The organism is Paenibacillus chitinolyticus NBRC 15660, from assembly GCF_000739915.1.
Taxonomy (GTDB): Bacteria; Bacillota; Bacilli; order Paenibacillales; family NBRC-103111; genus Paenibacillus_F; species Paenibacillus_F chitinolyticus.
In genome coordinates, this window is record NZ_BBJT01000009.1 from 1 (window position 1) to 23,135 (window position 23,135).

The 23,135-nt window shown below is 53.2% G+C and carries 21 protein-coding genes and 1 pseudogene; 17 read left to right on the forward strand and 5 right to left on the reverse strand.

Annotation, left to right across the window (positions count from 1 at the left end):
* The 7 genes and pseudogenes from PCH01S_RS20145 to PCH01S_RS20175 form a co-directional block, all read left to right on the forward strand.
* A pseudogene (locus PCH01S_RS20145) lies at positions 1–533 on the forward strand (hypothetical protein); the annotation flags it as partial.
* A gap of 228 nt (positions 534–761) precedes the next feature.
* Positions 762–1,247, forward strand: a complete 486-nt coding sequence (locus PCH01S_RS20150) for a hypothetical protein (protein ID WP_042232402.1) — start codon at positions 762–764, stop codon at positions 1,245–1,247.
* Between the two features lie 361 nt (positions 1,248–1,608).
* The gene (gene typA, locus PCH01S_RS20155; protein ID WP_042232405.1) at positions 1,609–3,450 is read left to right on the forward strand and encodes a translational GTPase TypA; all 1,842 of its coding nucleotides are present in this window, start codon (positions 1,609–1,611) and stop codon (positions 3,448–3,450) included.
* A gap of 103 nt (positions 3,451–3,553) precedes the next feature.
* Positions 3,554–3,850 (forward strand): YlaH-like family protein, encoded by a 297-nt coding sequence (locus PCH01S_RS20160; RefSeq protein WP_042232407.1) that lies wholly within the window; start codon positions 3,554–3,556, stop codon positions 3,848–3,850.
* 46 nt (positions 3,851–3,896) lie between these two features.
* Positions 3,897–4,172: a hypothetical protein gene (locus PCH01S_RS20165; protein ID WP_042232409.1), complete on the forward strand. Its 276-nt coding sequence runs from the start codon at positions 3,897–3,899 to the stop codon at positions 4,170–4,172.
* Between the two features lie 214 nt (positions 4,173–4,386).
* The gene (locus PCH01S_RS20170; RefSeq protein ID WP_042232411.1) at positions 4,387–4,839 is read left to right on the forward strand and encodes a pyridoxamine 5'-phosphate oxidase family protein; all 453 of its coding nucleotides are present in this window, start codon (positions 4,387–4,389) and stop codon (positions 4,837–4,839) included.
* Between the two features lie 227 nt (positions 4,840–5,066).
* Entirely contained in the window at positions 5,067–6,398 is a 1,332-nt protein-coding gene (locus PCH01S_RS20175) for a PhoH family protein (RefSeq protein WP_042232413.1), read from the forward strand.
* Positions 6,399–6,477: 79 nt separating this feature from the next.
* Here the strand turns inward: PCH01S_RS20175 and PCH01S_RS20180 are convergent, their stop codons facing one another.
* From PCH01S_RS20180 to PCH01S_RS20190, 3 genes are all read right to left on the reverse strand, one after another.
* Positions 6,478–7,002: a hypothetical protein gene (locus PCH01S_RS20180; RefSeq protein ID WP_042232415.1), complete on the reverse strand. Its 525-nt coding sequence runs from the start codon at positions 7,000–7,002 to the stop codon at positions 6,478–6,480.
* Positions 7,003–7,140: 138 nt separating this feature from the next.
* Positions 7,141–8,238: a coiled-coil domain-containing protein gene (locus PCH01S_RS20185; protein ID WP_042232416.1), complete on the reverse strand. Its 1,098-nt coding sequence runs from the start codon at positions 8,236–8,238 to the stop codon at positions 7,141–7,143.
* A 94-nt stretch (positions 8,239–8,332) separates the two neighbouring features.
* Positions 8,333–9,328, reverse strand: a complete 996-nt coding sequence (locus PCH01S_RS20190; protein WP_042232418.1) for a hypothetical protein — start codon at positions 9,326–9,328, stop codon at positions 8,333–8,335.
* Positions 9,329–9,419: 91 nt separating this feature from the next.
* Between PCH01S_RS20190 and PCH01S_RS20195 the strand changes: the two genes are divergently transcribed.
* Positions 9,420–10,598 (forward strand): class I SAM-dependent methyltransferase, encoded by a 1,179-nt coding sequence (locus PCH01S_RS20195; RefSeq protein WP_042232420.1) that lies wholly within the window; start codon positions 9,420–9,422, stop codon positions 10,596–10,598.
* A 362-nt stretch (positions 10,599–10,960) separates the two neighbouring features.
* Here PCH01S_RS20195 and PCH01S_RS20200 read toward each other — a convergent pair whose 3' ends face one another.
* On the reverse strand, positions 10,961–11,191 hold the full coding sequence (locus PCH01S_RS20200) for a DUF2626 domain-containing protein (protein WP_009671348.1): 231 nt from the start codon (positions 11,189–11,191) through the stop codon (positions 10,961–10,963).
* Between the two features lie 377 nt (positions 11,192–11,568).
* Between PCH01S_RS20200 and PCH01S_RS20205 the strand changes: the two genes are divergently transcribed.
* From PCH01S_RS20205 to PCH01S_RS20240, 8 genes are all read left to right on the forward strand, one after another.
* Positions 11,569–12,216 carry an RsfA family transcriptional regulator gene (locus PCH01S_RS20205; protein WP_042232423.1) on the forward strand — a complete coding sequence of 216 codons (648 nt, stop codon included), beginning with the start codon at positions 11,569–11,571 and terminating at the stop codon, positions 12,214–12,216.
* A 162-nt stretch (positions 12,217–12,378) separates the two neighbouring features.
* Positions 12,379–13,341 carry a ketopantoate reductase family protein gene (locus PCH01S_RS20210; RefSeq protein ID WP_042232425.1) on the forward strand — a complete coding sequence of 321 codons (963 nt, stop codon included), beginning with the start codon at positions 12,379–12,381 and terminating at the stop codon, positions 13,339–13,341.
* A gap of 2 nt (positions 13,342–13,343) precedes the next feature.
* Positions 13,344–13,742: a DUF3397 domain-containing protein gene (locus PCH01S_RS20215; protein WP_241688916.1), complete on the forward strand. Its 399-nt coding sequence runs from the start codon at positions 13,344–13,346 to the stop codon at positions 13,740–13,742.
* 418 nt (positions 13,743–14,160) lie between these two features.
* Positions 14,161–15,837, forward strand: coding sequence for a peptide ABC transporter substrate-binding protein (locus PCH01S_RS20220; protein WP_042232429.1), 1,677 nt, complete (start codon positions 14,161–14,163; stop codon positions 15,835–15,837).
* A gap of 103 nt (positions 15,838–15,940) precedes the next feature.
* Positions 15,941–16,873, forward strand: a complete 933-nt coding sequence (locus PCH01S_RS20225; protein WP_042232431.1) for an ABC transporter permease — start codon at positions 15,941–15,943, stop codon at positions 16,871–16,873.
* 3 nt (positions 16,874–16,876) lie between these two features.
* The gene (locus tag PCH01S_RS20230; RefSeq protein ID WP_042232433.1) at positions 16,877–17,812 is read left to right on the forward strand and encodes an ABC transporter permease; all 936 of its coding nucleotides are present in this window, start codon (positions 16,877–16,879) and stop codon (positions 17,810–17,812) included.
* 14 nt (positions 17,813–17,826) lie between these two features.
* On the forward strand, positions 17,827–18,873 hold the full coding sequence (locus PCH01S_RS20235) for an ABC transporter ATP-binding protein (protein WP_042232435.1): 1,047 nt from the start codon (positions 17,827–17,829) through the stop codon (positions 18,871–18,873).
* Complete coding sequence (locus PCH01S_RS20240; RefSeq protein WP_042232437.1) at positions 18,866–19,822, forward strand: ABC transporter ATP-binding protein; 957 nt, start codon at positions 18,866–18,868, stop codon at positions 19,820–19,822. Before PCH01S_RS20235 ends, PCH01S_RS20240 begins: the two co-directional genes overlap by 8 nt.
* Before the next feature lie 110 nt (positions 19,823–19,932).
* Here the strand turns inward: PCH01S_RS20240 and PCH01S_RS20245 are convergent, their stop codons facing one another.
* Positions 19,933–21,222, reverse strand: a complete 1,290-nt coding sequence (locus PCH01S_RS20245; RefSeq protein WP_042232439.1) for an MFS transporter — start codon at positions 21,220–21,222, stop codon at positions 19,933–19,935.
* Between the two features lie 268 nt (positions 21,223–21,490).
* Here PCH01S_RS20245 and bshC point away from each other — a divergent pair, with 268 nt between their 5' ends.
* On the forward strand, positions 21,491–23,125 hold the full coding sequence (bshC, locus tag PCH01S_RS20250) for a bacillithiol biosynthesis cysteine-adding enzyme BshC (RefSeq protein WP_042232440.1): 1,635 nt from the start codon (positions 21,491–21,493) through the stop codon (positions 23,123–23,125).
* Positions 23,126–23,135 lie beyond the last annotated feature (10 nt).

A 23,135-nucleotide genomic window follows, 5' to 3' on the forward strand; every position in this document is an offset into this window, starting at 1 on the left:
CCGCGGGCGGCTCCGCGCAGCCGTCGTCGGCCCCCTCCGGCGGCACGGCCGCCGTGACCGCTCCTGCGGCAAGCGCGCCGCCGCAGAAGAATGCGTCCGCCGGGACCGGCGCCGCGGACAAGACTCCGGCCTCCGCGAAGCCGTCGGCGGCCCCTGCCAAATCTTCGTCCCCCGTGCTGAAGTGGACGGAGTTCTTCGACGACGAGAAGCAGGCGACGCCGTCGAACAAATTCTGGGATCTCAACGGGAAAAGCGTAGAGATCCGGGGGTTTATGGGCGAAGTCCTGTCCTTCGACAAACACTGGTTTCTGCTCATTCCCGCGCCCGGGGCGGAATGCCCTTTTGACAACGGGGACGAGACTTACTGGAACAAGATTATGATTGTATTCGTGCCGAAGGAAACGAAGCTGCGCTACACGTCAGGTCCCCTTAAAATCAAGGGCAGGCTCGACGTGGGCATTAAAGTCGACGAGTCCGGCTACAAAACGATGTTCCGGCTATACGACGCCTCTTTTGAATCGATAAAAGAATAGCTTATTCGTATTTCCGCCCGAGGATTGGCTCTAGCCAGCATTTCCCGTTTGCGATAAACTGGAAATAAAAAGCGTGTCGATACCGGGCGGAATTGCCTGCGGACGCGGAGGGGCGGACAGCCGGACTTCCAAGATACGGAGATGGCGATAAGAAAACCTGGCCGCTATTCCGGCAATCCGCAGATCCGAAGTCCGTCAAGGTGTCGTCCGAATACAGGGGGATCTCAGATGTCGAACAAACCGTTATCTATGGGAATCATTCTTGTCGGGGTGGCTCTAGTTCTACTGCTCGGAAAAATCGGCTTTTTCACGTTCATCGGGGCGCTTTTGTGGCCGCTTGTGCTGCTCGTGCTGCCCGGCCTCGTGCTGCACGCTCTCGTCTTCAACCGGACATTGCCATCCGCGGCGGTTTTTCCGGGCGGCGTTCTCGTTACGTACGGCATCCTCTTTTTTCTGTGCAGCTTGTTCGGCTGGGGGCTCATGTCCATTCTATGGCCGGGATTCATTTTCGGGATCGCGGTCGGGCTCTATGAACTCGTTTATTTCGAAAAGAGCCGGGATAACGGGCTGCGGATGATTGCCATCGGACTCGCGCTCATCTCCGTAGTGCTGCTGCTCTTCAACCTGGTGTTTACGGTGAGCATCTACGTGTTTATCGTGCTTCTGCTGGCTGCCGGCGCCGTACTGATCGTATCGGGCAAAAGAATCTGGTAGCGTGTAAAAAGTGCGGAAAGCGGAGAATAAAACCTCTTTTGCTGCCGAAAAATCTTGCTTTTAGAAGTTCTATCGCGTATAATCGGAACGTTGTAGCGTCGGAATGCATCCGGCGCTTATTTTGAAACAGATCCCGGTCGGGTGCTTCTGCGGTTCTCGCAACTGTCCCGGCAGACCGCCCGGTTTACAAAGCTGTCAAAGCTGTCAAAGCAGTCCCAGACAGGCATGTTCCCCGGAACGGCCGAAGCTCCGGCTTGCGGCTTTCCGCGTCACATACGGTACCACAACGTTTTTGCCAAGTTTCATGGCTTTGCCCATTCAATAAAAGCGCGCTGCGCCCAAGGAGAGAGGACCTACCTTTATGTTTCCCAGAGAGAAAATCCGCAACATCGCGATCATTGCCCACGTTGACCACGGTAAAACAACGCTAGTCGATAAGCTTCTCCAGCAGTCCGGTACATTCCGCGAGAACGAAGCCGTTCAGGAACGCGCCATGGATTCCGGCGATTTGGAACGGGAACGCGGCATTACCATCCTTGCCAAAAATACGGCCATTAACTATAAAGACCACCTGATTAACATCATGGATACTCCCGGACACGCCGATTTCGGCGGAGAAGTGGAACGGATTATGAAAATGGTTGACGGTGTTCTTCTGGTCGTCGATGCTTTCGAAGGAACGATGCCTCAGACGAAGTTCGTGCTTCGTAAAGCACTCGAGCAGAACCTGACTCCGGTTGTCGTCGTGAACAAAATCGACCGTCCGAACGCTCGCCCGCTCGAAGTTATTGATGAAGTGCTGGATCTGTTCATCGAACTGGGTGCCAATGACGATCAACTGGAATTCCCGGTTGTTTATGCATCCGCCCTGCAGGGCACGTCCAGCTTGGAATCTGATTCTCAAGGCGAGAATATGCTGGCTCTTTACGAGACGATCGTCAGCCATATCCCGCATCCGACGGAAAGCGTGGACGAGCCTCTTCAATTCCTCGTTACCCTGATGGACTTCAACGAATATCTCGGAAGAATCGGGATCGGCCGTGTGAACCGCGGTATCATCAAGCAAGGGCAGTCCGTAGCCGTTATGACCCGCGAAGGCGGAATGAAGCAGGCGCGCATCGAGAAACTGTTCGGTTTCCAAGGTTTGAAGCGTGTTGAAATCGAGCAGGCGGGCGCCGGTGACATTATCGCGATCTCCGGTATTAAGGACATCAACATCGGCGAGACGATTGCCGATCCGGCTAACCCGGAAGCACTGCCGGTTCTGAAAATCGACGAGCCTACGCTGCAGATGACGTTCATCGTCAACAACAGTCCTTTCGCAGGCCGCGAAGGCAAATGGGTTACTTCCCGCAAGCTTCGCGAGCGTCTGTTCAACGAGCTGGAAACGGACGTTTCCCTGCGCGTGGAAGAAACCGACAGCCCGGATATGTTTATCGTATCGGGACGCGGCGAGCTTCACCTCGGCATTCTCATCGAGAATATGCGCCGTGAAGGCTTCGAGCTTCAAGTTTCCAAGCCGGAAGTCATTATCCGTCACATCGACGGTCAAAAAATGGAGCCGATCGAGCGTCTTCTGATCGACGTACCGGAAGACAGCATGGGCTCCGTAATGGAAAGCCTCGGAACGCGCAAAGCCGAAATGGTGAACATGGTGAACCACGGCAACGGCAACGTTCGTCTGGAGTTCCTGATTCCGGCACGCGGCTTGATCGGTTACCGGACGAACTTCCTGACGCTGACACGCGGTTACGGCATCATGAACCATGCTTTCGACAGCTACGGCCCTTATGCCGGCGCGGGTGTCGGCGGCCGTCACGAAGGCGTGCTGGTTTCCATGGAGAACGGTGTAGCCACCACTTACGGTTTGATGTCGATCGAAGACCGTGGTACGCTCTTCGTAACGCCGGCTACTGAAGTGTACGAAGGCATGATCGTTGGCGAGCATACGCGCGACAACGATATCGTCGTTAACATTTGTAAAGAAAAACAGCTTAACAACATCCGTTCCGCAGGGAAAGACGATACCGTTAAGCTGAAAGTTCCGAGAATCTACTCTCTGGAGCAGGCTCTCGAATACTTGAACGATGACGAGTATTGCGAAATTACGCCGAAATCGATCCGTCTTCGCAAGAAGATTTTGAACAAGAACGAGCGTGAACGCGCGGAGAAGCAGCGCAAAACCGCTGACGCCAACGCGTAATAACTGAATCCATCTTTTCACCCACGAAGGGAAATAAGCGGGAATTTGTGTTCCTTCGCCTTATTTCCTTCTTTTTTAACTATACAAAGGGGGTTGCAGCATAATGTACCAATGGTTTGCCGAAAATTTTTGGCTGACGTGCCTCATTATCTTCATCATGATGTCCTTCGTGTATAACAAGGTTTTCCGGACACGCAGACTGCCGGTTTTGAAAGCGCTGATCGTTTACTTCCTGCTTGCGCTTGGTTCGTTTATGCTTACGTTTTTCCAAGTGCTCGGACCGCAAATTCCGATTGTTCCTTCGCTTGCCTTTGCGATTTTGCTTATGCTGATTCTGCGAATCCGTTATTTTATTGAGGGACGGCGCAAGAAGAAAGATTCCGGACCAGCAGGACAGTAAGGATATGCTGGTTAACATTTGATTTCAAACCGGGGGGCTGAATTCTATGACGCTTCAGGACGCTTTGTTTAACTGGCTGCAAATCCGCATTGTGGCCGATGCGAGACCTCTTGACGAGGCGGCAGGGAAGACGGTCGGCTTTTTCGAAGAGATTTTGCGGGAAGATCATGGTGTAAGCGAATTTGAGAAGACAGAGGCGGATGAGTACCGTCTGCGGATCGACTATGTGCGGCAGGGGGAGAAGCATTCCGTCTTTTTCGACCGTGAGCATGCCGAGCGCCTGCTTGCCGATATCGGTTCCAATCCCAAATATAACGAATAACTAGCGGTCTTTTTCATGCCGGGATAGACAGGGGTGACATATCTTCCTTGTGAAGACGAATACAATGGTTGTATCTGTCGCTAAAGGAGTGTGAATCCGTGTCTGACCGCTGCTGTACATAGCGTGAAGCTTTTTCCATATGATATAATGAAATCAGGCGGGCCTTGGTTCGCTAACAGCACTTATTTAAAATGATGCAGGAGGCGCTGCAGACATGGCGGAAGAAATTACAGCTCTCTCGGAACAATTGATTGCGGAATTTCAAAAGGAAAAGCTCGTCCTGCTGCATACGATCGACTCGGAAACGGGAGCACCTACGGCCAATGCCATTTCGTGGGTATATGCGCCGGACCCGGGAAGAATACGCTTTGCTGTTGACAAGCGCTCCCGTCTGATTGCTAACTTGGAGAAGAACCCGTCGGCTACCGTTACGATGATTGCCGCGGGGACCGTACACGCTATTTACGCGGAAGCCGCGCCGGCGGCCGAAGTTCTTGAAGGGGTTCCCTTCAAGCTGGCCTGCTATGATCTGAATATCCGTGCCGTTCGCGACGCGATGTTCTACGGCGCCCGTATTTCCGTTGACCCTGAATTCGAGAAAACTTATGACAAACGTGCAGCCGACAAGCTGGACGGACAAGTATTTGAAGCGATGAAAAAAGCCTAGGCACTTTTGTGCCCGGGCTTTTTGTCACTTTGGCGCTTTGTCTGAAAATGCCGTTTTCTGCGGAATCGGGGTATGCGGGCGAACGACGGGAAGACGCTGAGAGCTGGCGTAACCGCCGTAACCGCCGGGTATCGATCCGCGGGAAGGATGTAAACCTGTAGCTTTTCCCCAGGGGCCGTATCGTGGTAACCCCGTAAACATTTCAGATTCGGGAGGGAATTTCGGGAATGAAAAAAATTTTCGTGCTCGATACCAACGTACTGCTGCAGGATCCCAACGCGATGTTTTCTTTTGAAGATAACGAAGTTATCATTCCGGCCGTCGTGCTGGAAGAGATCGATTCCAAGAAGCGCAATGCCGACGAAATCGGACGCAACGCCCGGATGGTATCCAGACTGCTGGACGCGATGCGGACACGGGGACGGCTGCATGACGGAATTACGCTCGACAGCGGAGGCAGCCTGAAAGTGGAGCTTAATCATAAGAGCTTCAATAAAATGCAAGAAGTCTTCGCCGAGGTGACGAACGATAACCGGATTATAGCGGTGGCGCTTAATTACCGGACGGAGGAACAGACGAAATCCGAGCCGCGGCCCGTCATTCTGGTGAGTAAAGATACACTCGTCCGTATCAAGGCGGATGTGCTCGGTCTGACCGCACAGGACTACTTGAGCGACCGTGTCGTTTCCGATCACGAAATGTATGCGGGCTGCACGACGCTTCATGTCCATCCGTCCGTCATCGACGAGTTTTACTCGTTCCGGTTTCTGAGCGTGCCTACGCTGAATCTGGGCTACCGGTTGAACCCGCACGAATTCGTCATTCTCCGGGATGAGCTGGGCACCTCGAAATCGGCGCTGCTCAAAACGTCGTCCGACGGCAAAAAGCTGGAACCGCTCTTCTTGTCGAACGAGCCGGTGTGGGGAATTGCCGCCCGCAACGCTCAGCAGCGGATGGCACTGGAGCTGCTTCTGAACGACGACATTTCCTTCGTAACCCTTTCGGGCAAGGCCGGCACCGGCAAAACCTTGCTGACGCTGGCAGCGGGACTGCTCAAAGTGGAAGACGAGCGTAAATACAAAAAATTGACGATCGCGCGTCCTGTCGTTCCTATGGGGAAAGATATCGGCTACCTGCCGGGTGAGAAGGACGAGAAGCTCCGGCCTTGGATGCAGCCGATCTACGATAACCTGGAATTTCTCTTCGATACGAAAAAAGCGGGGGATATCGAGAAAATACTCGCCGGGCTCGGCAGTATTCAGGTGGAGGCCCTGACTTATATCCGCGGACGCTCCATTCCTGGACAGTTCATTATTATCGATGAAGCGCAGAATCTCTCCAAGCATGAAGTGAAAACGATCGTATCCCGGGTAGGCGAAGGCAGCAAAATCGTTCTGCTGGGTGATCCCGGCCAGATCGATCATCCTTACCTGGACGCGGCGAGCAACGGTTTGACTTATGCGGTCGAGAGGTTCAAGCAGGAAGAAATCAGCGGGCACGTAACGCTGGAAAAAGGCGAGCGCTCCCACCTCGCCCAACTGGCGGCCGATTTGCTGTAGCGCACGAAAAAGCGGCGGGCATTTAGCCCTGCCGCTTTTTGTTATGCCTGCCGGAGGTTTCCGGTGCAGCATTCATTAGTCAAGAGATGATAAAATCCACCGTGCAGCCGTAAGCCCGAGCCGTCCGGTCCATCAATTCGTCATGCTGGCGGTCAACCACGAAGTGAAGACCGTCCGCTTCGTGAAACCGGGCAATCACGTATTCGTCCATTTGCCGCTGGGCCAGCTCCGGTTCGGCTTCGGATGCGGTTTTCATGGGAGAATCCGTATCTTGTACAGCGCCCGTTCCGAGGCGGAAGACGGCGATGCCGGGTTCGTACAAGTAGAGGTGTCCGGCGCCGCTTTCAAAACCGTAATCCGAAAAATGTCCCGTCCGTTCCGCATGGGGAGGAAGCAGCACGAGATTCATCGTCTCGGCTTCGTAACCGTGCCGGCTGACCAGCTCCTTAGCTTGCCTTAGCTCCTCCTCACGGTTAAAAACAAAGACTTCTTCATCCTGATCGAACAGTTCGACCGTCTCTTTAAGTTCGGGATCAAACGGGGCGGAGTCTGCCGCCGGTCCGTCTTGGCGGAAATCTACGATTAGGGCGGGTTTTAGCTGCATAATCATTTCCTCGCTTTCGTATCCGGCGCATTCACGTTAACCCGATGAAGACTCTTCTTCCAGCGCACCTTATCATCCTTACGGAACAATAAACCATTGGCCTTACAAAAGCGGTGGATCACGACAGACGGGATCGGTTTACCAGTTTAGCCCGAGTTTAATGGCCAAAAGTCCGTCTTCCAGGGTAATATGTTCCACAGAAACGAAGGAGAAGAGTTTCTTCGGATAAATGCGCAGATTAAATTCCTTTTCCAGTGACTTACCCGTTGTATCAGGCAGTTTAAACCCGTTAAACACTAATTCCTGCACGCGGAAGGCGATGACGGGCTGGTCTCCGTCCTTTTCCATTTCGTAGGTGCCCTTTATGGAGACGTCCATATCGCCTTTGGTGCCGAAGGCCATGACACCGTCTGGCTTGAACTGGAACGTTAGATCGTCGAACTTGCCGTCTTTGCTGCGAAGGAATGCGTTAAGCTGATGATCGGTCATTTGAAACTTGCCTCCGCCCGATTCCAGGGTCAAATGACTGTCCTTGCCCCCCGGTGTCAGCAGTTCCGGGAAATAATCCATCACACCGGCGAGCGACCGGAAATAAGTACGGAACAACGGCAGTCCTTCCTGTTCCCAGCGTCCGTTGAGTTCCTGGATTAGAGCGAGAATCAGTTCGCTCCTTCCGCTTGCGTCCAGTTCCCGGTTCAGCTCGGACTGTAGAGCGAGAATCCGCTCCTTTTGCTTAAGATAGTTTTCTTTGGTTTTCTGCAAATCGGTGCGTTGATTCGCCAATTTCGTTTTCATGGCGCCCAGCTCGCGGTAAGCATCCTGATGAGCCGTCAGCGAACGGTGATCATGATCGAGAATGATGTCCAGATACTCGTACGTTTTGAGGAGATCCGGCAGCGAGCGGACCGACAGCAGGACGGACCAGAGCGATTCGCGCTCGCCGGCATAATAGGAGCGGATGACCTTGCCCGCCCGTTTTTTCGCATCTTTAACGACGATTTCCTGGGCGGCGATTTTTTTCTCTGTATCGGTCAGCTGCCCGCCAAGTTTGACGTCTTCCTCTGCGAGGCGGGCGACTTCACGGTCGATTTCATGGACCGTCAGCCCTTTCTGCAGAAGTGCTTCGGTTTCTTTCTTTTCCGCTTCCGTCCTGTTTTCCGCATGAACCGGAACGAAAAGGAGGCTTGTCCCGATCAGAAGGGCGCAGAAGGTGAGATAGAATTTTTTCAAAATCATGTGGCGACCCCTTTAATTCCGAAATTATCCCATTCTATGAGAACGGGTTCAAAAAAATACTTACCTCCCGCAGGCGGAAAGTAAGCAGCTTGCTCTATTGTTTGCCGGCGCTGCCAAGACTCTTGAGAACTTCATCGATAGACTTGGTTTGCCGGGGCAGCGGCTTCCGAAATTCCGGTGTTTGGTTTACGGCATCGAAAGACTGCTGGAAAGAGAAGGTCTGGACCGATGCGGAAGATTTATTCCCTCCGGGGCCCGTAAACTTAAATTCCATATCGAGCTTTCGTAAAAACCCTTCCTTGTCGACAATGACCGTCCATTTACCGGGGGCGGATAATTTAAACGAGTTTGCCGAACGCCCGAATTCGGCGGCCTGCGCCTCGGAAATAAGCCCGTTTGATTTCAGCGCTTCCAGAAAACGGGGAAGCTTCTCCTGTACCTTCTTATTCCAGGCGCCTGCGTTCATACGGGTTACGGAGGCCGTATACGACCGGGCTGCCGAACCGTCCGTCAGCTTGACTTCCCCGTCATGCTCAAACCAGGCTTCGTCGGCTCCTTCCTGCAGAAGCTTGGACAAATCGGAAGAAAGCCTGGAGAGATGCTCCAGCGCGGGAGAAGCCGCGGCTTTCGGAACCGTGCCCGTCTTATCCGCTGCGGAAGCCGGAGAGTCCGGCGGCAGCCCCAGCCGTGTCACGAAATATTCGTTATCCGGGTTAAGAAGTGGCATATGGAAAAACAATTTGTTATCTTGGAAAAGAAGAGGGACCGTCAGTTCGGCCGAACCGCTCCGCGAAGCTGCCTTGAGATCGGATTCCCACCGGACCGGATTTAAGGATGCGGCGCCTTTCCATTCCAGCTTGCTGTCCTTGAGAAACGAAAACAGCTGCCCCGGCACTGTGGACGAATCTCCTGCCGGAAGCCCGTCCAGGTGAAGATCGGCCTGGCCCGCGAAAGCGAAAGCGTTCATCTCCGTCTGCTTCTGCAGGGCGACTTTGACGGCGGCCTTGGCAGCTTTGCGCTCCGAACAGCCGGATATGAGAACGGCGGGAATGGCAATGGCTATAGAAAGTGAAATGAGTGCTTTGAACATGCTGGGAATCCCCTTCCTTTTCTACCTTTTCTATTATATCTATTCAGGTTCTATTTGTCTTTATCCCTACAATTTTCCTGGAGGCGAGAAAATGAGCGGATTTAATGGTCGTAGGGGCATTCCTTCGTCAGCCGGAGAAACCGCGGCGGATGCCGGCCACCCGGAAATCATCGCGATTTTGAAAAGAAAAATAGAAGAAGAGGGACCTCTTCCTTTTCGGGATTATATGACGATTTGTCTGTATCACCCGGAGTTCGGCTATTACCGCCGCGAAGAGACCAAAATCGGACGGGACGGGGATTTTTACACGAGCTCCAATCTGGGAAGCGTGATGGGAGAGATCATCGCCGGCGAGCTGTTGGCTTATGCCGTGAGCGTGCCGGCCGGCAGGCCCGTCGAATTCGTCGAATTCGGCGGAGGCACGGGCCGGCTGGCGAGGCACGTGCTGGACGCGCTGCGCAGCCGCAGCCCGGAGCGGTACGCGTCCGTTTCGATCACGGCGATCGAATCGAGCGCGTACCACCGCGCCCTGCAGCGGGAGACGCTGCGGGAGCATGCGGACCGCCTCCGGTTCCTGACGGAGGCGGAGTGGCTTGCCGAGCCGGCCGGCGGCGGAGTGTTCGCCGTCGCCAACGAGCTGGCGGACGCGATGCCGGTGCACCGCGTCCGCTGCCGGGACGGCCGGCTCGAGCTCGGTGCGGTCGGATGGGACGACCGCACGGGTTTTACCGAGCGGTGGCTGCCGCTCGGAGAAGGCCACCCGGCCGCGATGCATCTCGGCCGCGAGGGGATCCGCCTAGCCCACGGGCAGCAGGCGGAAGTGAATCTTGGCGCGGGGGAGTGGATCACCCGCACCGCGGGGCGCATCCGCAGCGGACGGCTGCTGCTGGTGGACTACGGCGATACCGCCGGAGAGCTCTATGCGTCCCACCGGATGAACGGGACGCTGATGTGCTACCGGCGGCATATCGCCGATGACAATCCTTACGCCGCCGCGGGGCGTAAGGATATCACCGCGCACGTCGATTTCACGGCGTGCATGCGCGCGGCCTGGGCGGCGGGGTGGACCGTCGCCCGGTACGAGACGCAGCGCGAGTTCCTCGTGCGCGGCGGCATCCTCGGCCGGCTCGTGGAGCATGCCGGCCGGGATCCGTTCAGCCCGGAAGCGAAAGCGAACCGGGCGATCCGGCAGCTGCTCATCAGCGACGGGATGAGTGAGCTGTTCAAGGTGCTGACGCTTGAGCGAGAAGAAAGCCGAATCCGCGATTGAAGTGCGCGGAAACCGATTTTTCCGGCACTCGTTGCGGCGTCTTATGACGGTAATCATCCGGCAATCTCTGCCCGATCCCTTCTGAGTCAGACCATCGGCCGGCCGGACAGCCGGTCATGCCGGGAAGTCTACCCTATGACCGAAGCAGGAATAGGGAAATGAAGTGATTCTCGTGCCGGCCGTACCTATCATGGTTTTTGGGGCCCGGTTCTATGGGACGGCGCAGAATCTGCACATATAAGTTTAAGAAGCAAAACCGGTTTAGCGGTGAGCGGACGCAAATTGTCTTCAAATCCAACGAAAAAAAGGTGATCCGCGAGTTCAATCGCGAATCACCTTTTTTGCTCAAGCGCCGTATGTAATTAGAGAGGCATTTTGAACACGGACCAGTACGTGAATCCGGTAAACGAAATAACCATATAGCCCCAGAACAGTACGATGTATGTACGTTCCGACAGCTTCAGATAGCCAAGTAGTACGAATACGACGGTTTGAAAAAAGAACAGCATGGACATGGGATACATTTCTCCCGCCAGACTCATCAGGGCGATCACCAGAGTCCAGAAACCCAGAACTCGGAACATGCGATCCATGAAAACTTCCCCCTCTCCTACCACGATGCGAAATAATCTAATCTTCATTATACCCAGCATACCCTGTAGTGTAAACATCCAATCGTCTACCTTTGTTAAAAAGTTGTGACAAGCATTGCCAATTCCGGAGGAAGCTCCCTCGGTTGTCTCTTAACCGGTCTTCTTTTTAGGTATGAGTGTCATAAAAATTGGAAATACCAAATAGTATCAAATAGATTCTATGAAATCTGCCAGGGGCATAGAGATATTACGAGCGGAACCGTTCACGGATAAATCTCCTGCCCGGCTTATGAACGGTCCGGCCGATTGGGCATGAAAGTCGAATGCGCGGTAGGACGTGATCTATTTTGGACACTAGGTTAGGAGGATTGTAAAACATGACGGCAATCAGGCAGGATGCTTGGAGCGACGAAGATGATTTGATGCTCGCGGAGGTAACGCTGCGCCATATCCGGGAAGGCAGCACTCAACTGGCCGCGTTTGAAGAAGTGGGGGAGCGTATCGGGCGGACGGCCGCGGCATGCGGGTTCCGGTGGAACAGCTTCGTACGCAAGAAATACGAGGCCGCCATTTCCATTGCGAAATCCCAGCGACAGAAAAGAGCGCAGCTCAAAAAGCACGCGGCCGTTTCTACTATTTCCGGGGGAGCCTCGCTAGCCGTTCTAGACGTTCTGGACCCGTCGGGCCGTGAAGTGACGGAAGAGGCGCTTTCCGTTGATGCGGTAATCCGGTTCCTGCGGCAGTGGAAGCAGACTTATCAGGATCTGATGCGCCATATCAAACAAATGGAGCGCTCTTTGAACGACAAGGAAGAGGAGCTTTCCAAATACCGCAGAGAGAACGAGCAGCTCAACAAGCAGGTCAATGAAGTTGAAACCGATTACCGGGTTGTCAACGATGATTATAAGGCACTTATCCAAATTATGGACCGTGCCCGGAAAATGGCCTTTTTAGTAGAAGAAGAGGAAGAAAGCAAGCCGAGGTTCAAAATGGACGCAAACGGTAATTTAGAGAGAATAGATTAAAGATCTTCCTGGAATCCTTCCGGTATAGTGCCGGGGGGATTTATTTTTTTGAAGCGTCAAGAAGGATTCCGCCGGCCTTGCGGTGAATGGCTGAAAAATGGCGAATCATGCAAACAAGGAATAAGGGGCAGAATGCAAAATAAGTATAAAGGAGTGGGGGCCATGCTGGTAGAAGTCGTCGGAGGAGGCTCGCTGGGACTGCTGTTTGCGGCTAAGCTGGCCGCAACCGGCTGCCGGGTAAAACTGGTAACGAGGAGCAGGGAACAGGCGGAAGCCGTAAACGAGAAAGGAATCCGTGTGGAAGGCTGGACGGAGTTAACGGCTGAAGTCCCCGCACTCGCTTTTCGGGATGCCGTGAGCGGTTTGAATTCCGCGGATCGATCCGAGGCAAGGTTTATTCTCCTGGCAGTAAAACAGACGGCTTTTACGAAGGAATTGGCGTCTTATCTGATTTCTTCCATGGAGAACGGCGCGGGGCTTGTTTCGCTGCAGAACGGCATCGGCCACTGGGAGAAGCTGGACAGCGAGAAAGCCCGTCCCTTCATGATCCAGGCCGTGACCACGGAGGGGGCAAGACGTTTGTCGCATTCGGAAGTGGCGCATACGGGCCGCGGCTGGACACGGATCGGCCATGTTCATGCTAAGGATACGGAACCGTATATAGAGAAGGCGCCGCAAATAAATTTGAAAACGGTTCAAGATTGTTTAAAGCAAGCAGGATTTGACGTTTTTGTGTCGAAGAGTATAGAGCGCCATATATGGAGCAAGCTTTTGATCAATGCGGTGATTAATCCGCTGACGGCTCTGCTCCGGGTTCCTAACGGGAAGCTGCCTGAGACTTCGGACTCACTGTTGCTGATGAGGAAACTCTTCGAGGAAGGAAGGGATTTGGCGCTTACACAGCACGTAACGGTTGAAGAATCTTTATGGGACGAAATCCTGGAAGTTTGCCGGAAGACGGCTGTCAACCGATCTTCGATGCTGCAGGATATCGCGGCGGGCAGGACGACGGAAATTGAGGCGATCACGGGTGGTCTGCTCGGAAAAGCGGAGCGGGCCGGGATGTCTATGCCCACTCATGAAACCGTATACCGGCTGATTAAAGCTGCGGAGCAAAGTGGGTGATGATGGGATTGGATTCATTCATAGACGGATTGTCCAGCATATATGCGGTACTCGCAATGCTCCCTTTTCTTTCCTTTGTGCTGATATGGATAATCGTATATATTGTAACCAAAGAAAAGAAAAAATCCACCCGGATTACTATGGATCTCACGACCTTCCTGCTGCTCGGATCCGTCGCATCACTGTGGAACTCTTTGTTCTCCAGCTCGTTCGGATTGTGGTTTCTTCTGCTGGTCATTCTTATCGTTTTCGGCCTTATAGGCGGACACCAGAACGACAGGAAAGGGAAGATGGAACTGGGGAAATCGCTGCGGATCGTATGGCGGCTCAGTTTTATGGGACTTTCTCTTCTGTATGTCATGTTTATGGTGGTTCGCATGGGGACGGCTGTTCTCGGATAGCGGTCTTCCTTTTTCGACATGAATTGACCGCAGTTCAACTAATTGCCGAATTAACGCTCTAAAGCAGCGCTGGCGCAGGCCAGGCGCGGTTCTGAAGTCTCAAATACTCGTACCTATGTAGAAAATTACAAGTAGATTTTATTGACCTTTGGTTGTATAATAGGTAATTAGTAACAGTTTAGCCTTTACAGCTTTTTAACATTTTTGCAAGAGAAAGTTCTTTTTCTAAAAAAAGATTCTGGACTTCCTGACAAACTGTGTTATAAAATGTAACATGTAAAGGCGAAAGGCCGATATTGTCGCTTTAGCTCGGAGAAGTGCCTCAATTAGGGGAAGCGGTGTCATTGGAAAATTCAAAATTTTCCGTCAAACACCTTTAACCATAAGATTTATTATTAAAGGGAGGAATAATTACCGTATGAAAGCTAAAAAGTGGGTTTCCACAGCGGTTGCACTGACGCTTGTCGGCAGTATCGCAGCAGGTTGTGGCAGTGACGACAAGGCAGCAACGGGGGACAACGGCGGTACAGACAAAGCAAATGCCGCTAAGCAAGAACTTCGCATTAACTTCAATGCCGAGCCACCGGTTCTAGACAGCTCCAAAGGTACTACAAACGCAGCATTTACGATGCTGAACGCACTGAATGAAGGCCTCTACCGTCTCGATAAAGACGGCAAACCGCAGCCTGGACTTGCAGCTGCCAAACCGGAAATTTCCAAAGACGGTCTCGTTTACACCATTAAGCTCCGTGACGCGAAATGGGCTGACGGTCAGCCGGTCAAAGCAAGCGATTTCGTTTATTCCTTCCAACGTACTCTCGATCCGAGCACCAAAGCGCAATACAATTTCATGACTGCCTGGATTAAAGGCGGAAATGACATCATCAAAGCAAAGCCTGAAGAAGTAGAAGCTAAGAAAAAAGCTCTGGGCGTTAAAGCGATTGATGAAAAAACACTCGAAATTACACTGGAAAAGCCGGTTACCTTCTTCGAAGATCTCCTTGCTTTCCCGATTTTCTTCCCGCAACGTGAAGATCTGGTTACCAAAAACGGTGAAAAATACGGCGGCGACGCTGACAAAATTATCGGTGCAGGTCCGTTCGTTCTGAAACAATGGAACCACGACCAAAACCTCGTATTCGAGAAAAACCCGAACTACTGGGATGCTGCCAACGTAAAACTGGAGAAACTGACGGTTAACATCGTGACAGACTCCAACAGCTCCTTGAACCTGTATGAAACCGAAGAGACAGACGTAACGAACCTGAGCAGCGACCAGTTCAAAGCGAAATCTCAAACGGACAAAGAAAACATCAAAGTGAAGAACGAATTGACTTCGATGTACTTCATGTACAACCAGAAGAACAAAGTTCTGGCCAACGCAAACATCCGTAAAGCACTGACGCTTGCGGTTGACCGTGACGCTTATGTACTGACGCTTGCCAACAACGGTACTGCAGCGGCAAGAGGTCTTGTAGCCGACGGTACTCAGGACGGCAACAAGAACGAATTCCGTAAAACTGCCGGCGACACGCTTCCGAAAGCAGATCCGGCCAAAGCGAAAGAATACCTGGCAGCAGGTCTGAAAGAACTCGGCATCGACAAACTTCCAGAACTGAAGCTCCTCGGCGACGAGCAGGGCTCCGGTAAGAAATCCATCGAATTCCTGATGGGCGAGTGGGAGAAAAACCTCGGTTACAAAGCAGTCGGCGAGCCGGTTCCGCACAAACTTCGTGTAGAACGTCAAAACAAAGGCGACTACGATATCGTACTTGCACTTTGGGGCGCTGATTACAACGATCCGATGACTTTCCTCGACATGTGGGTAACGGGCAGCGAGTTCAACAACGTTTATTACAGCAACCCTACCTATGACGAGAAAATCAAAGCCGCTGACAAAGAAGCGGATCCTGCTAAACGTTCTCAGCTGTTAGTAGACGCAGAGAAAATCCTGATGGAAGATATGGCTGTAGGTCCTGTCTATTCCCGTAAAGTTCCTTACCTCGTTCGCAACACGGTACAAGGTCTTGTACTGCCGAACTACGGTATGGAGTGGGATGTTAAAGGGGTAACAATTACGGAAGCGAAGAAGTAATTCTTTATTCCGCAGCTAGCTTAATAAGCAGCTAAAGTCAGAAGGGGACGCACCTCGCGGGACGTCCCCTTCCGGCTTCATTTTTCCAAAAGGAGGACCCTATGTGTTCAGATATATCCTACAGCGGCTGTTCTATGCCATCATTACACTTTGGCTCGTCATCACGGTCACCTTCGTTCTGATGAAGCTGCTTCCGGGCGACCCGTTCGGAGAAGCTGTACTGAAAATGTCCAAAGAAAACTATCAGATTCTGCTAGCACAATACGGGCTCGATAAGCCGCAATGGCAGCAGTACCTGCTCTACCTGAAACATGTTATACAAGGTGATTTGGGGGTATCCTTCCAATTCCCGGCTCGTGATGTAACAAGCATGATCAGTTCCGGTTTCAAACCGTCTTTTGAACTTGGTATTTACTCCATTTGTGTCGCACTCGTATTCGGTTTGCTGCTCGGTATCATCGCCGCGCTCAACCATAACAAATGGCAGGACCGCACGGCTATCTTTATCGCGGTTGTCGGTGTATCCATTCCATCGTTTGTTCTTGGACCGCTCCTTGCTTACTACGTCGGAAACAAGTTGGGCTTGCTGCCCGCCGCATTGTGGAAAGGTCCGTCCTACAAAGTTTTACCGACCCTGGCGCTTTCGTTCGGTACACTTGCCAACGTAGCCAGAATGATGCGTACGTCCATGCTGGATGTATTGAATCAGGATTATATCAAAACTGCGAAAGCAAAAGGTTTGGCGAGTCACACGGTTGTATGGCGTCACACGATTCGTAATGCCATCATGCCGGTTGTCACCATTATCGGACCGGTTTTTGCGGGATTGATTACCGGTACGCTTGTTGTGGAACAGGTTTTCTCCGTTCCGGGATTAGGTAAGCAATTGGTTAATGCGATCTACTCTAATGACTATACCGTTATTTCAGGTATGACCATTTTCTACTCTGCGATTCTAATTATCGTAATTCTTATTACCGACATCCTCTATGGTTATATTGACCCGAGAATTCGTCTGGGGAAAGGCGGGAAGTAAACTATGCAAAATCCAGGACAATCGACTGTAAACGCATCCGGTAAATTTGCGCCCTTGATTAAGGACGAACATTTACAGGAGCAAATCGTCCGCCCGTCGCTGACCTACTGGAAGGATGCTTGGCGTCGACTTAAGAAAAATCGACTGGCTATGGCCGGCTTGTTTATACTCATTCTTCTGACTCTCGTTTCGATCGTGGCTCCATTCTTGTCGCATTTTGAGTATAGTGCGACGAATCCGTCCATCGCCAACCAGAAGCCGAATTCCGTGCACTGGTTCGGTACGGACGATCTGGGCCGCGATTTGTGGACCCGCGTATGGTGGGGGACTCGTATCTCCCTGTTTATCGGGATTGTGGCTGCTGTCATTGACTTGATCGTCGGTGTTATCTACGGCGGTATTTCCGGCTACTACGGCGGCAAAGTCGATTCCGTCATGCAGCGTTTTATCGAAATTATTTATTCCATTCCGTTCCTGCTGATCGCCATCCTCCTTATGATGGTGCTAAAGCCGGGCATTACGTCCATTATCATCGCTTATTCGATCACCGGCTGGGTTCCGATGGCGCGGCTCGTACGCGGTCAGGTTCTTCAGCTGAAGGAACAGGAGTACGTTCTGGCTTCCCGCACGCTGGGCGCCAACACGGGCCGTATTATTCTGCGCCACCTGATTCCGAATGCGCTTGGTATTATCGTGGTTCAAATCACGTTCGTAGTTCCTTCGGCGATATTCGCGGAAGCCTTCCTGGGCTTCATCGGTATCGGTATCCGTCCGCCGCTCGCGTCGCTCGGATCCCTTCTGTCGGACGGAGCAGCTTCCATGCGTTACTATCCGTTCCGCCTGCTGTTCCCGACAGCCGTATTCAGTCTTATTCTGCTAAGCTTCAACGTGCTCGGTGACGGTCTTCGTGACGCGCTCGATCCGAAGATGCGTAAGTAAAGGGAGGGAGTACCTTGAGTAAGCCCAAAGAAAATATTTTGGAAGTAAATGATTTGAAGGTCTCCTTTAACACCTACGCAGGTGAAGTTCAGGCGGTTCGCGGTGTCACATTCGATCTTAGAAAAGGCGAAGTGCTTGCAATCGTAGGGGAGTCCGGCTGCGGTAAATCCGTAACCTCCCAAACGCTCATGCGTCTGATTCCTTCACCTCCCGGCGTTATTAAAGGAGGGTCCATCCTTTTTGACGGTAAAAAAGGCAAGGTGGACATCACCAAGCTTTCCAATAAACAAATGGAATCCGTTCGCGGTTCCGAAATGGGTATGATTTTCCAGGACCCGATGACATCGCTCAATCCGACCATGACCGTGGGCAGACAGATCAGCGAAAGCTTGATCAAGCACCAGGGGATGACGAAGGAGCAGGCGCGTCAGCGTTCGATGGAACTTCTTCGCCTCGTCGGTCTCTCCAACGTGGAAGGCCGTATCAAGCAGTACCCGCACGAGTTTTCGGGCGGTATGCGTCAGCGGGTTATGATCGCCATCGCCTTGGCCTGCAACCCGAAGCTGCTCATCGCGGATGAGCCTACAACGGCTCTCGACGTTACCGTACAAGCCCAAATCATCGATCTGATGAGAGAACTGTCCGTAAAAACGGGTTCCTCCATTATCCTGATTACGCATGACCTTGGCGTTGTTGCCGAAATGGCTGAACGCGTGGTCGTGATGTACGCGGGTAAAATTGTAGAAAAAGGGACTGTAGACGAAATTTTCTACGATCCGAGACATCCTTACACATGGGGACTTCTGAAATCCGTTCCCCGTCTCGATACGCGGGCGGACGAAGAGCTCATTCCGATCCCGGGAACGCCGCCGGACTTGTTCGCTCCGCCGAAAGGTTGCGCGTTCGCGGCACGCTGCCCATACGCCATGAAAGTGTGCGTAGAGGAAGATCCGGCACACACCCAGCTTTCGGCCGAGCACAGCGCAGCCTGCTGGCTGCTCCATCCGGATGCGCCTAAAGTCGAGCGTCCCGTTGAAGTAGGAGGGAAGCAGCATGTCTGATCAAACGATCTTATCCATCCGTAATATGAAGAAGCATTTCGACCTCGGCCAGGGCAAAATCCTGAAAGCGGTCGATAACTTCTCGATCGATATCAAACGCGGTGAAACTTTCGGTCTGGTCGGTGAATCCGGCTGCGGTAAATCCACGGCAGGACGTACGATTATCCGCCTCTACGAGGCGACGGACGGCGAAGTTATTTTTAACGGTGAGAACGTTCATAAACTGAGCGGCCGCAAAATGCGCGAATTTCACCGGAACATGCAAATGGTGTTCCAGGATCCGTACGCCTCGCTTAACCCGAGAATGACGGTAGGCAACATCATCGCGGAAGGTCTCGACATCCACGGTGTCGCTTCCGGCAGCAAACGCCGCGAGCGCGTAATCGAATTGCTGGATGCGGTAGGCCTTAACGCCGAGCACGCCAGCCGCTTCCCGCACGAATTTTCCGGCGGTCAGCGTCAGCGTATCGGGATCGCCCGCGCACTCGCAATCGAACCGCAGTTCATTATTGCGGACGAGCCGATTTCCGCACTTGACGTGTCCGTACAGGCACAGGTCGTCAACCTGTTCAAGAAGCTGCAAAAAGACCGGGGCCTGACTTACCTGTTCATCGCGCATGACCTTGCGATGGTGAAGCACATCTCCGATCGTATCGGCGTTATGTACCTGGGGAATCTGGTGGAAGTCACCACTTCCAAAGAGCTTTATGCAAACCCGCTTCACCCGTACACCGAATCTCTGCTTTCCGCGATTCCGATTCCGGATCCGGAAATCGAGCGCAAGCGTGAACGCATCATCCTGAAAGGCGAAGTTCCGAGCCCGCTCAACCCGCCTAGCGGCTGTCCTTTCCGGACCCGCTGCCCTAAAGCTATGGATCAATGCGCGGTAACGATGCCTCCGATGAAAGAAGTGGAACCGGGGCATTTCGTGTCCTGCCACCTGTACTAATCATTAATCGCTTTGTCATAGAACCGCCCGTCCGCTCTCCGGTCCAGGAGATGCGAGACGGGCGGTTTTTTTATCGTGCTGCCGCATATATCTATGGTAGGCGTAACGCGTTAGCCCGATACGGACGCGGCCCCTTGCACGGGTTTCTCTTGAGACTCTTTCGGAGCGGACTCTTCCTCGGCAGCCTGTTTGGGAAGCTTGAGAGTGTAAAAGACGGCCACGACAAGCATAAGCACGCCCAGTACTATGTAAATCCAGTCCAGCGAAACAAACCTCGGGTAGAACAAGGCGATAAGTCCGAGCGCCAGAGACTGTGCTCCCATCATCAGCGGATCGATCCACGCATTCACCCTTCCCATCATTTTGCCCTCCACAATTTGCGGCATCCAGCCGCCGATAGCTATATTGGCAGGTGCAATAAAAATTCCCATAAGGAGGAGGCCGAGTAGAAACAGCCAGACGTCATTGATATAACTGCCTCCGATCACCATAAGTCCGGTGGAGACGACGCTGCCTATGATCATGGCGTGCGGCTTTATTTTTTTGGCAAAAATGGTCCCGAGAGCGCTGCCGACCAACACCCCGACGCCCAGGCAAACGGAATAAAGCGAAGCGAATTTCTCATACTCGTCGACTGCGAGTTTATATTTCAGCGTGAACAAGGGAAGAACGGCAAAGCCCCCGTTAACGAAACCGAAAAGAATAAATCCGCTAATCATGGACAGTAGAAGAGGCTTCCTCCAGATATATCGCATGCCTTCGGCAAAATCTCCCCAAACGGTTTTAAGGCTCATATCCCGCCATTCTCCGGGTCCGTTAGGCTGCTGTACCTTCTCTTCAAAGCTGCAGGAACGGATAAGGAGAGCAGAAAGAACAAACCCCAATCCGTCGATTATGACGGCGCCTTCTACTCCGATCCAGTGATACGCCAGAGCTCCGAGGGCCGTTCCGAAGAGCATGAACAAGCCGAACACCGTTTGGTTCAAACCGGCAGCCTGCATATACTGCTCCTTGGATAAGATGCCCTGCACAAGGCCGATTTCGGCCGGGGCGAAAAATTTCGCGACTGCGCTGCGAAGGAACAGAATCAGGAACGTGAGCGGCAATATTTCCAGAAAAAGCGAGAGGAAGAGCAGGACGGTCAGTCCGATTCGGATATAATTGGAATATAAGCAAATGGACTTCCGGTTCATCCGGTCGGCCGCGACTCCGACGATAAAGAACACGAACAAGGTCGGTAGGGAATACATCATCTCCGCCAGCGTCATATAGAAGGGCTGGGAGCTGAAGCGATCGAGCAGGAAGAAGGCAAACGCCATGTTTCCGATCATGGTACCGAGCTGCGAGAAAAAGCTGGCGGTGAACAGTTTGACAAACATACGGTTATGGAACACATTCATCAGTATCGATCCTTTCTATTTTCGAGCGGTACGTTCTATATTCATAATAGAAGATATTGGAAGAAGATGAAAGAGGCGCGCGAATGAAGCTTTCAGCAGCCTGAGGCGGTAAGGGATCTAGGTCTGCAGACGGAGAGAAGGAACGGCATTTTTTGTACCCGATATAAAAAAATTAGCAACTTCCATTTTGACGTCAAGGTCATTGCCGTGTACAATCAATTAAGAGTAAAAATCCGACAGTGGTTACGGGGGAGGCGGCTGCAGAGAGATGCCGTGGAAAGCTTATCAATGGAAGAAGAGCCAACCTTTAACCGAGGATTACATCCATCATTTCGACCGTGTGTCGGCATTGTTTGATTATAATCCATGGGACAAAGGAAGTTTGCACCGCCGCGCCGAAGCGGTTCGCCATACGGAAGGAAACCGGGCGGACCGGAAGCGTCTGGCCGAGGTGCTTCTTGAATATAACCGCCGTATCGGCAATCAAGAGACGGCGCTCAGTGCGGCCGCCGGTCTGGCCGAGGAGAATTCGCTTACCGTAGTGGGAGGCCAGCAGGCAGGCTTGTTCGGTGGGCCGCTGCTTGTCATCTACAAAGCGATTACCGTTCTTATCGCCGCAAGGCAAGCCCAGGCGGAGCTGGGTACGCCGGTCGTACCGGTATTTTGGATCGCAGGAGAGGATCACGACTTCGATGAGGTCGATCACATTCAGGTACAGCGTCCGGAACTGGACGTACATAAGCTGTCGATCCGGCGTCCGTGGAATTTGCGGACATCGGTCAGCCGCTGGCAGGCGGACGAACAGGCTTGGGAAGACGCGTTCCGCCGGCTGGATGAGTCGCTGCCGGATAGCCCGCATAAGACGGAGCTGCTGAGCCGTATGCGCTCGTCGATGAACGGTCTGACCACGCTCAGCGACACGTTCGCCGGCTGGATGGCCGCGCTGTTCGGCGACAGCGGGCTAGTCCTCCTCGACGCGGACGATCCCGCCCTGCGCAAGCTGGAGTCGCCGATGTTCACGCGCCTCATCGGCGCTAACGAGCTTCTCGCGGACGCGCTGATGCGCGGCCGCCGCGAACTTGAGACGCTCGGCTATACGCCTCAAGTGGACGTGACGGACGAACAGTCGCATCTGTTCGTCATCGAGCCTGACGGCGAGCGGGTCCTGCTGCAGCGCAGCGGGGAAGGCTTCGCCGACAAGAAAGACCTGCGCGCCTACAGCAGGGAAGAACTGCTGGCCCTCGCGGAGAGGGAACCGGAACGCCTCAGCAACGGCGTTCTTTCCCGCCCGCTCATGCAGGAGTTCCTGCTTCCGGTGCTGGGCACCGTGCTCGGTCCCGCGGAGGTGGCCTACTGGGCGATGACGCGGGACGCGTTCGCGCTGCACGGCATGACGATGCCGATTCTCCTGCCGCGGCTGGAGTTCACGCTCGTCGAAGATGCCGTAACGAAATGGATGGACCGGTACGACCTGTCCATGGATGACGTTACGGAGGGCATTGACGAGCGTAGAGAAGCGTGGCTCCGCGCGCAGAGCCCTTTTCCGGTCGGGGAACGGTTCGAAGAAGCGCGCGTGCGCGTGAAAGAGGCATACACCCCTCTCGTGGACTCGCTTGCCGCTATCGAAGCGGGATTGCCGGAGCTGGGGCATACCAACCTGGATAAGATCCTTCACCAGATCGATTACCTGGAACGCAAGGCGGAGCAGGCGCTTGTCCGCCGGCATGATGCGGCCTTATCCCAGTGGAAGCGCATTGAGCTGGCTCTGATGCCGTTGGGCAAACCGCAGGAGCGGGTATACAACTTATGCGCCTATTTGAATCGATATGGGGATAAGTGGCTTAGCGAGCTGCTGGACGCGGATTTGCCGATGGACGGGGGCCACTACCTGGTTTATATTTAACTAGACAGCC

Bases quoted from the DNA above. Each gene is read 5' to 3' on its own strand.
- PCH01S_RS20150 (WP_042232402.1), top strand. From the start codon at position 762: ATGTCGAACAAACCGTTATCTATGGGAATCATTCTTGTCGGGGTGGCT.
- typA (WP_042232405.1), top strand. From the start codon at position 1,609: ATGTTTCCCAGAGAGAAAATCCGCAACATCGCGATCATTGCCCACGTT.
- PCH01S_RS20160 (WP_042232407.1), top strand. From the start codon at position 3,554: ATGTACCAATGGTTTGCCGAAAATTTTTGGCTGACGTGCCTCATTATC.
- PCH01S_RS20165 (WP_042232409.1), top strand. From the start codon at position 3,897: ATGACGCTTCAGGACGCTTTGTTTAACTGGCTGCAAATCCGCATTGTG.
- PCH01S_RS20170 (WP_042232411.1), top strand. From the start codon at position 4,387: ATGGCGGAAGAAATTACAGCTCTCTCGGAACAATTGATTGCGGAATTT.
- PCH01S_RS20175 (WP_042232413.1), top strand. From the start codon at position 5,067: ATGAAAAAAATTTTCGTGCTCGATACCAACGTACTGCTGCAGGATCCC.
- PCH01S_RS20180 (WP_042232415.1), bottom strand. From the start codon at position 7,002: ATGCAGCTAAAACCCGCCCTAATCGTAGATTTCCGCCAAGACGGACCG.
- PCH01S_RS20185 (WP_042232416.1), bottom strand. From the start codon at position 8,238: ATGATTTTGAAAAAATTCTATCTCACCTTCTGCGCCCTTCTGATCGGG.
- PCH01S_RS20190 (WP_042232418.1), bottom strand. From the start codon at position 9,328: ATGTTCAAAGCACTCATTTCACTTTCTATAGCCATTGCCATTCCCGCC.
- PCH01S_RS20195 (WP_042232420.1), top strand. From the start codon at position 9,420: ATGAGCGGATTTAATGGTCGTAGGGGCATTCCTTCGTCAGCCGGAGAA.
- PCH01S_RS20200 (WP_009671348.1), bottom strand. From the start codon at position 11,191: ATGGATCGCATGTTCCGAGTTCTGGGTTTCTGGACTCTGGTGATCGCC.
- PCH01S_RS20205 (WP_042232423.1), top strand. From the start codon at position 11,569: ATGACGGCAATCAGGCAGGATGCTTGGAGCGACGAAGATGATTTGATG.
- PCH01S_RS20210 (WP_042232425.1), top strand. From the start codon at position 12,379: ATGCTGGTAGAAGTCGTCGGAGGAGGCTCGCTGGGACTGCTGTTTGCG.
- PCH01S_RS20215 (WP_241688916.1), top strand. From the start codon at position 13,344: ATGGGATTGGATTCATTCATAGACGGATTGTCCAGCATATATGCGGTA.
- PCH01S_RS20220 (WP_042232429.1), top strand. From the start codon at position 14,161: ATGAAAGCTAAAAAGTGGGTTTCCACAGCGGTTGCACTGACGCTTGTC.
- PCH01S_RS20230 (WP_042232433.1), top strand. From the start codon at position 16,877: ATGCAAAATCCAGGACAATCGACTGTAAACGCATCCGGTAAATTTGCG.
- PCH01S_RS20240 (WP_042232437.1), top strand. From the start codon at position 18,866: ATGTCTGATCAAACGATCTTATCCATCCGTAATATGAAGAAGCATTTC.
- PCH01S_RS20245 (WP_042232439.1), bottom strand. From the start codon at position 21,222: ATGAATGTGTTCCATAACCGTATGTTTGTCAAACTGTTCACCGCCAGC.
- bshC (WP_042232440.1), top strand. From the start codon at position 21,491: ATGCCGTGGAAAGCTTATCAATGGAAGAAGAGCCAACCTTTAACCGAG.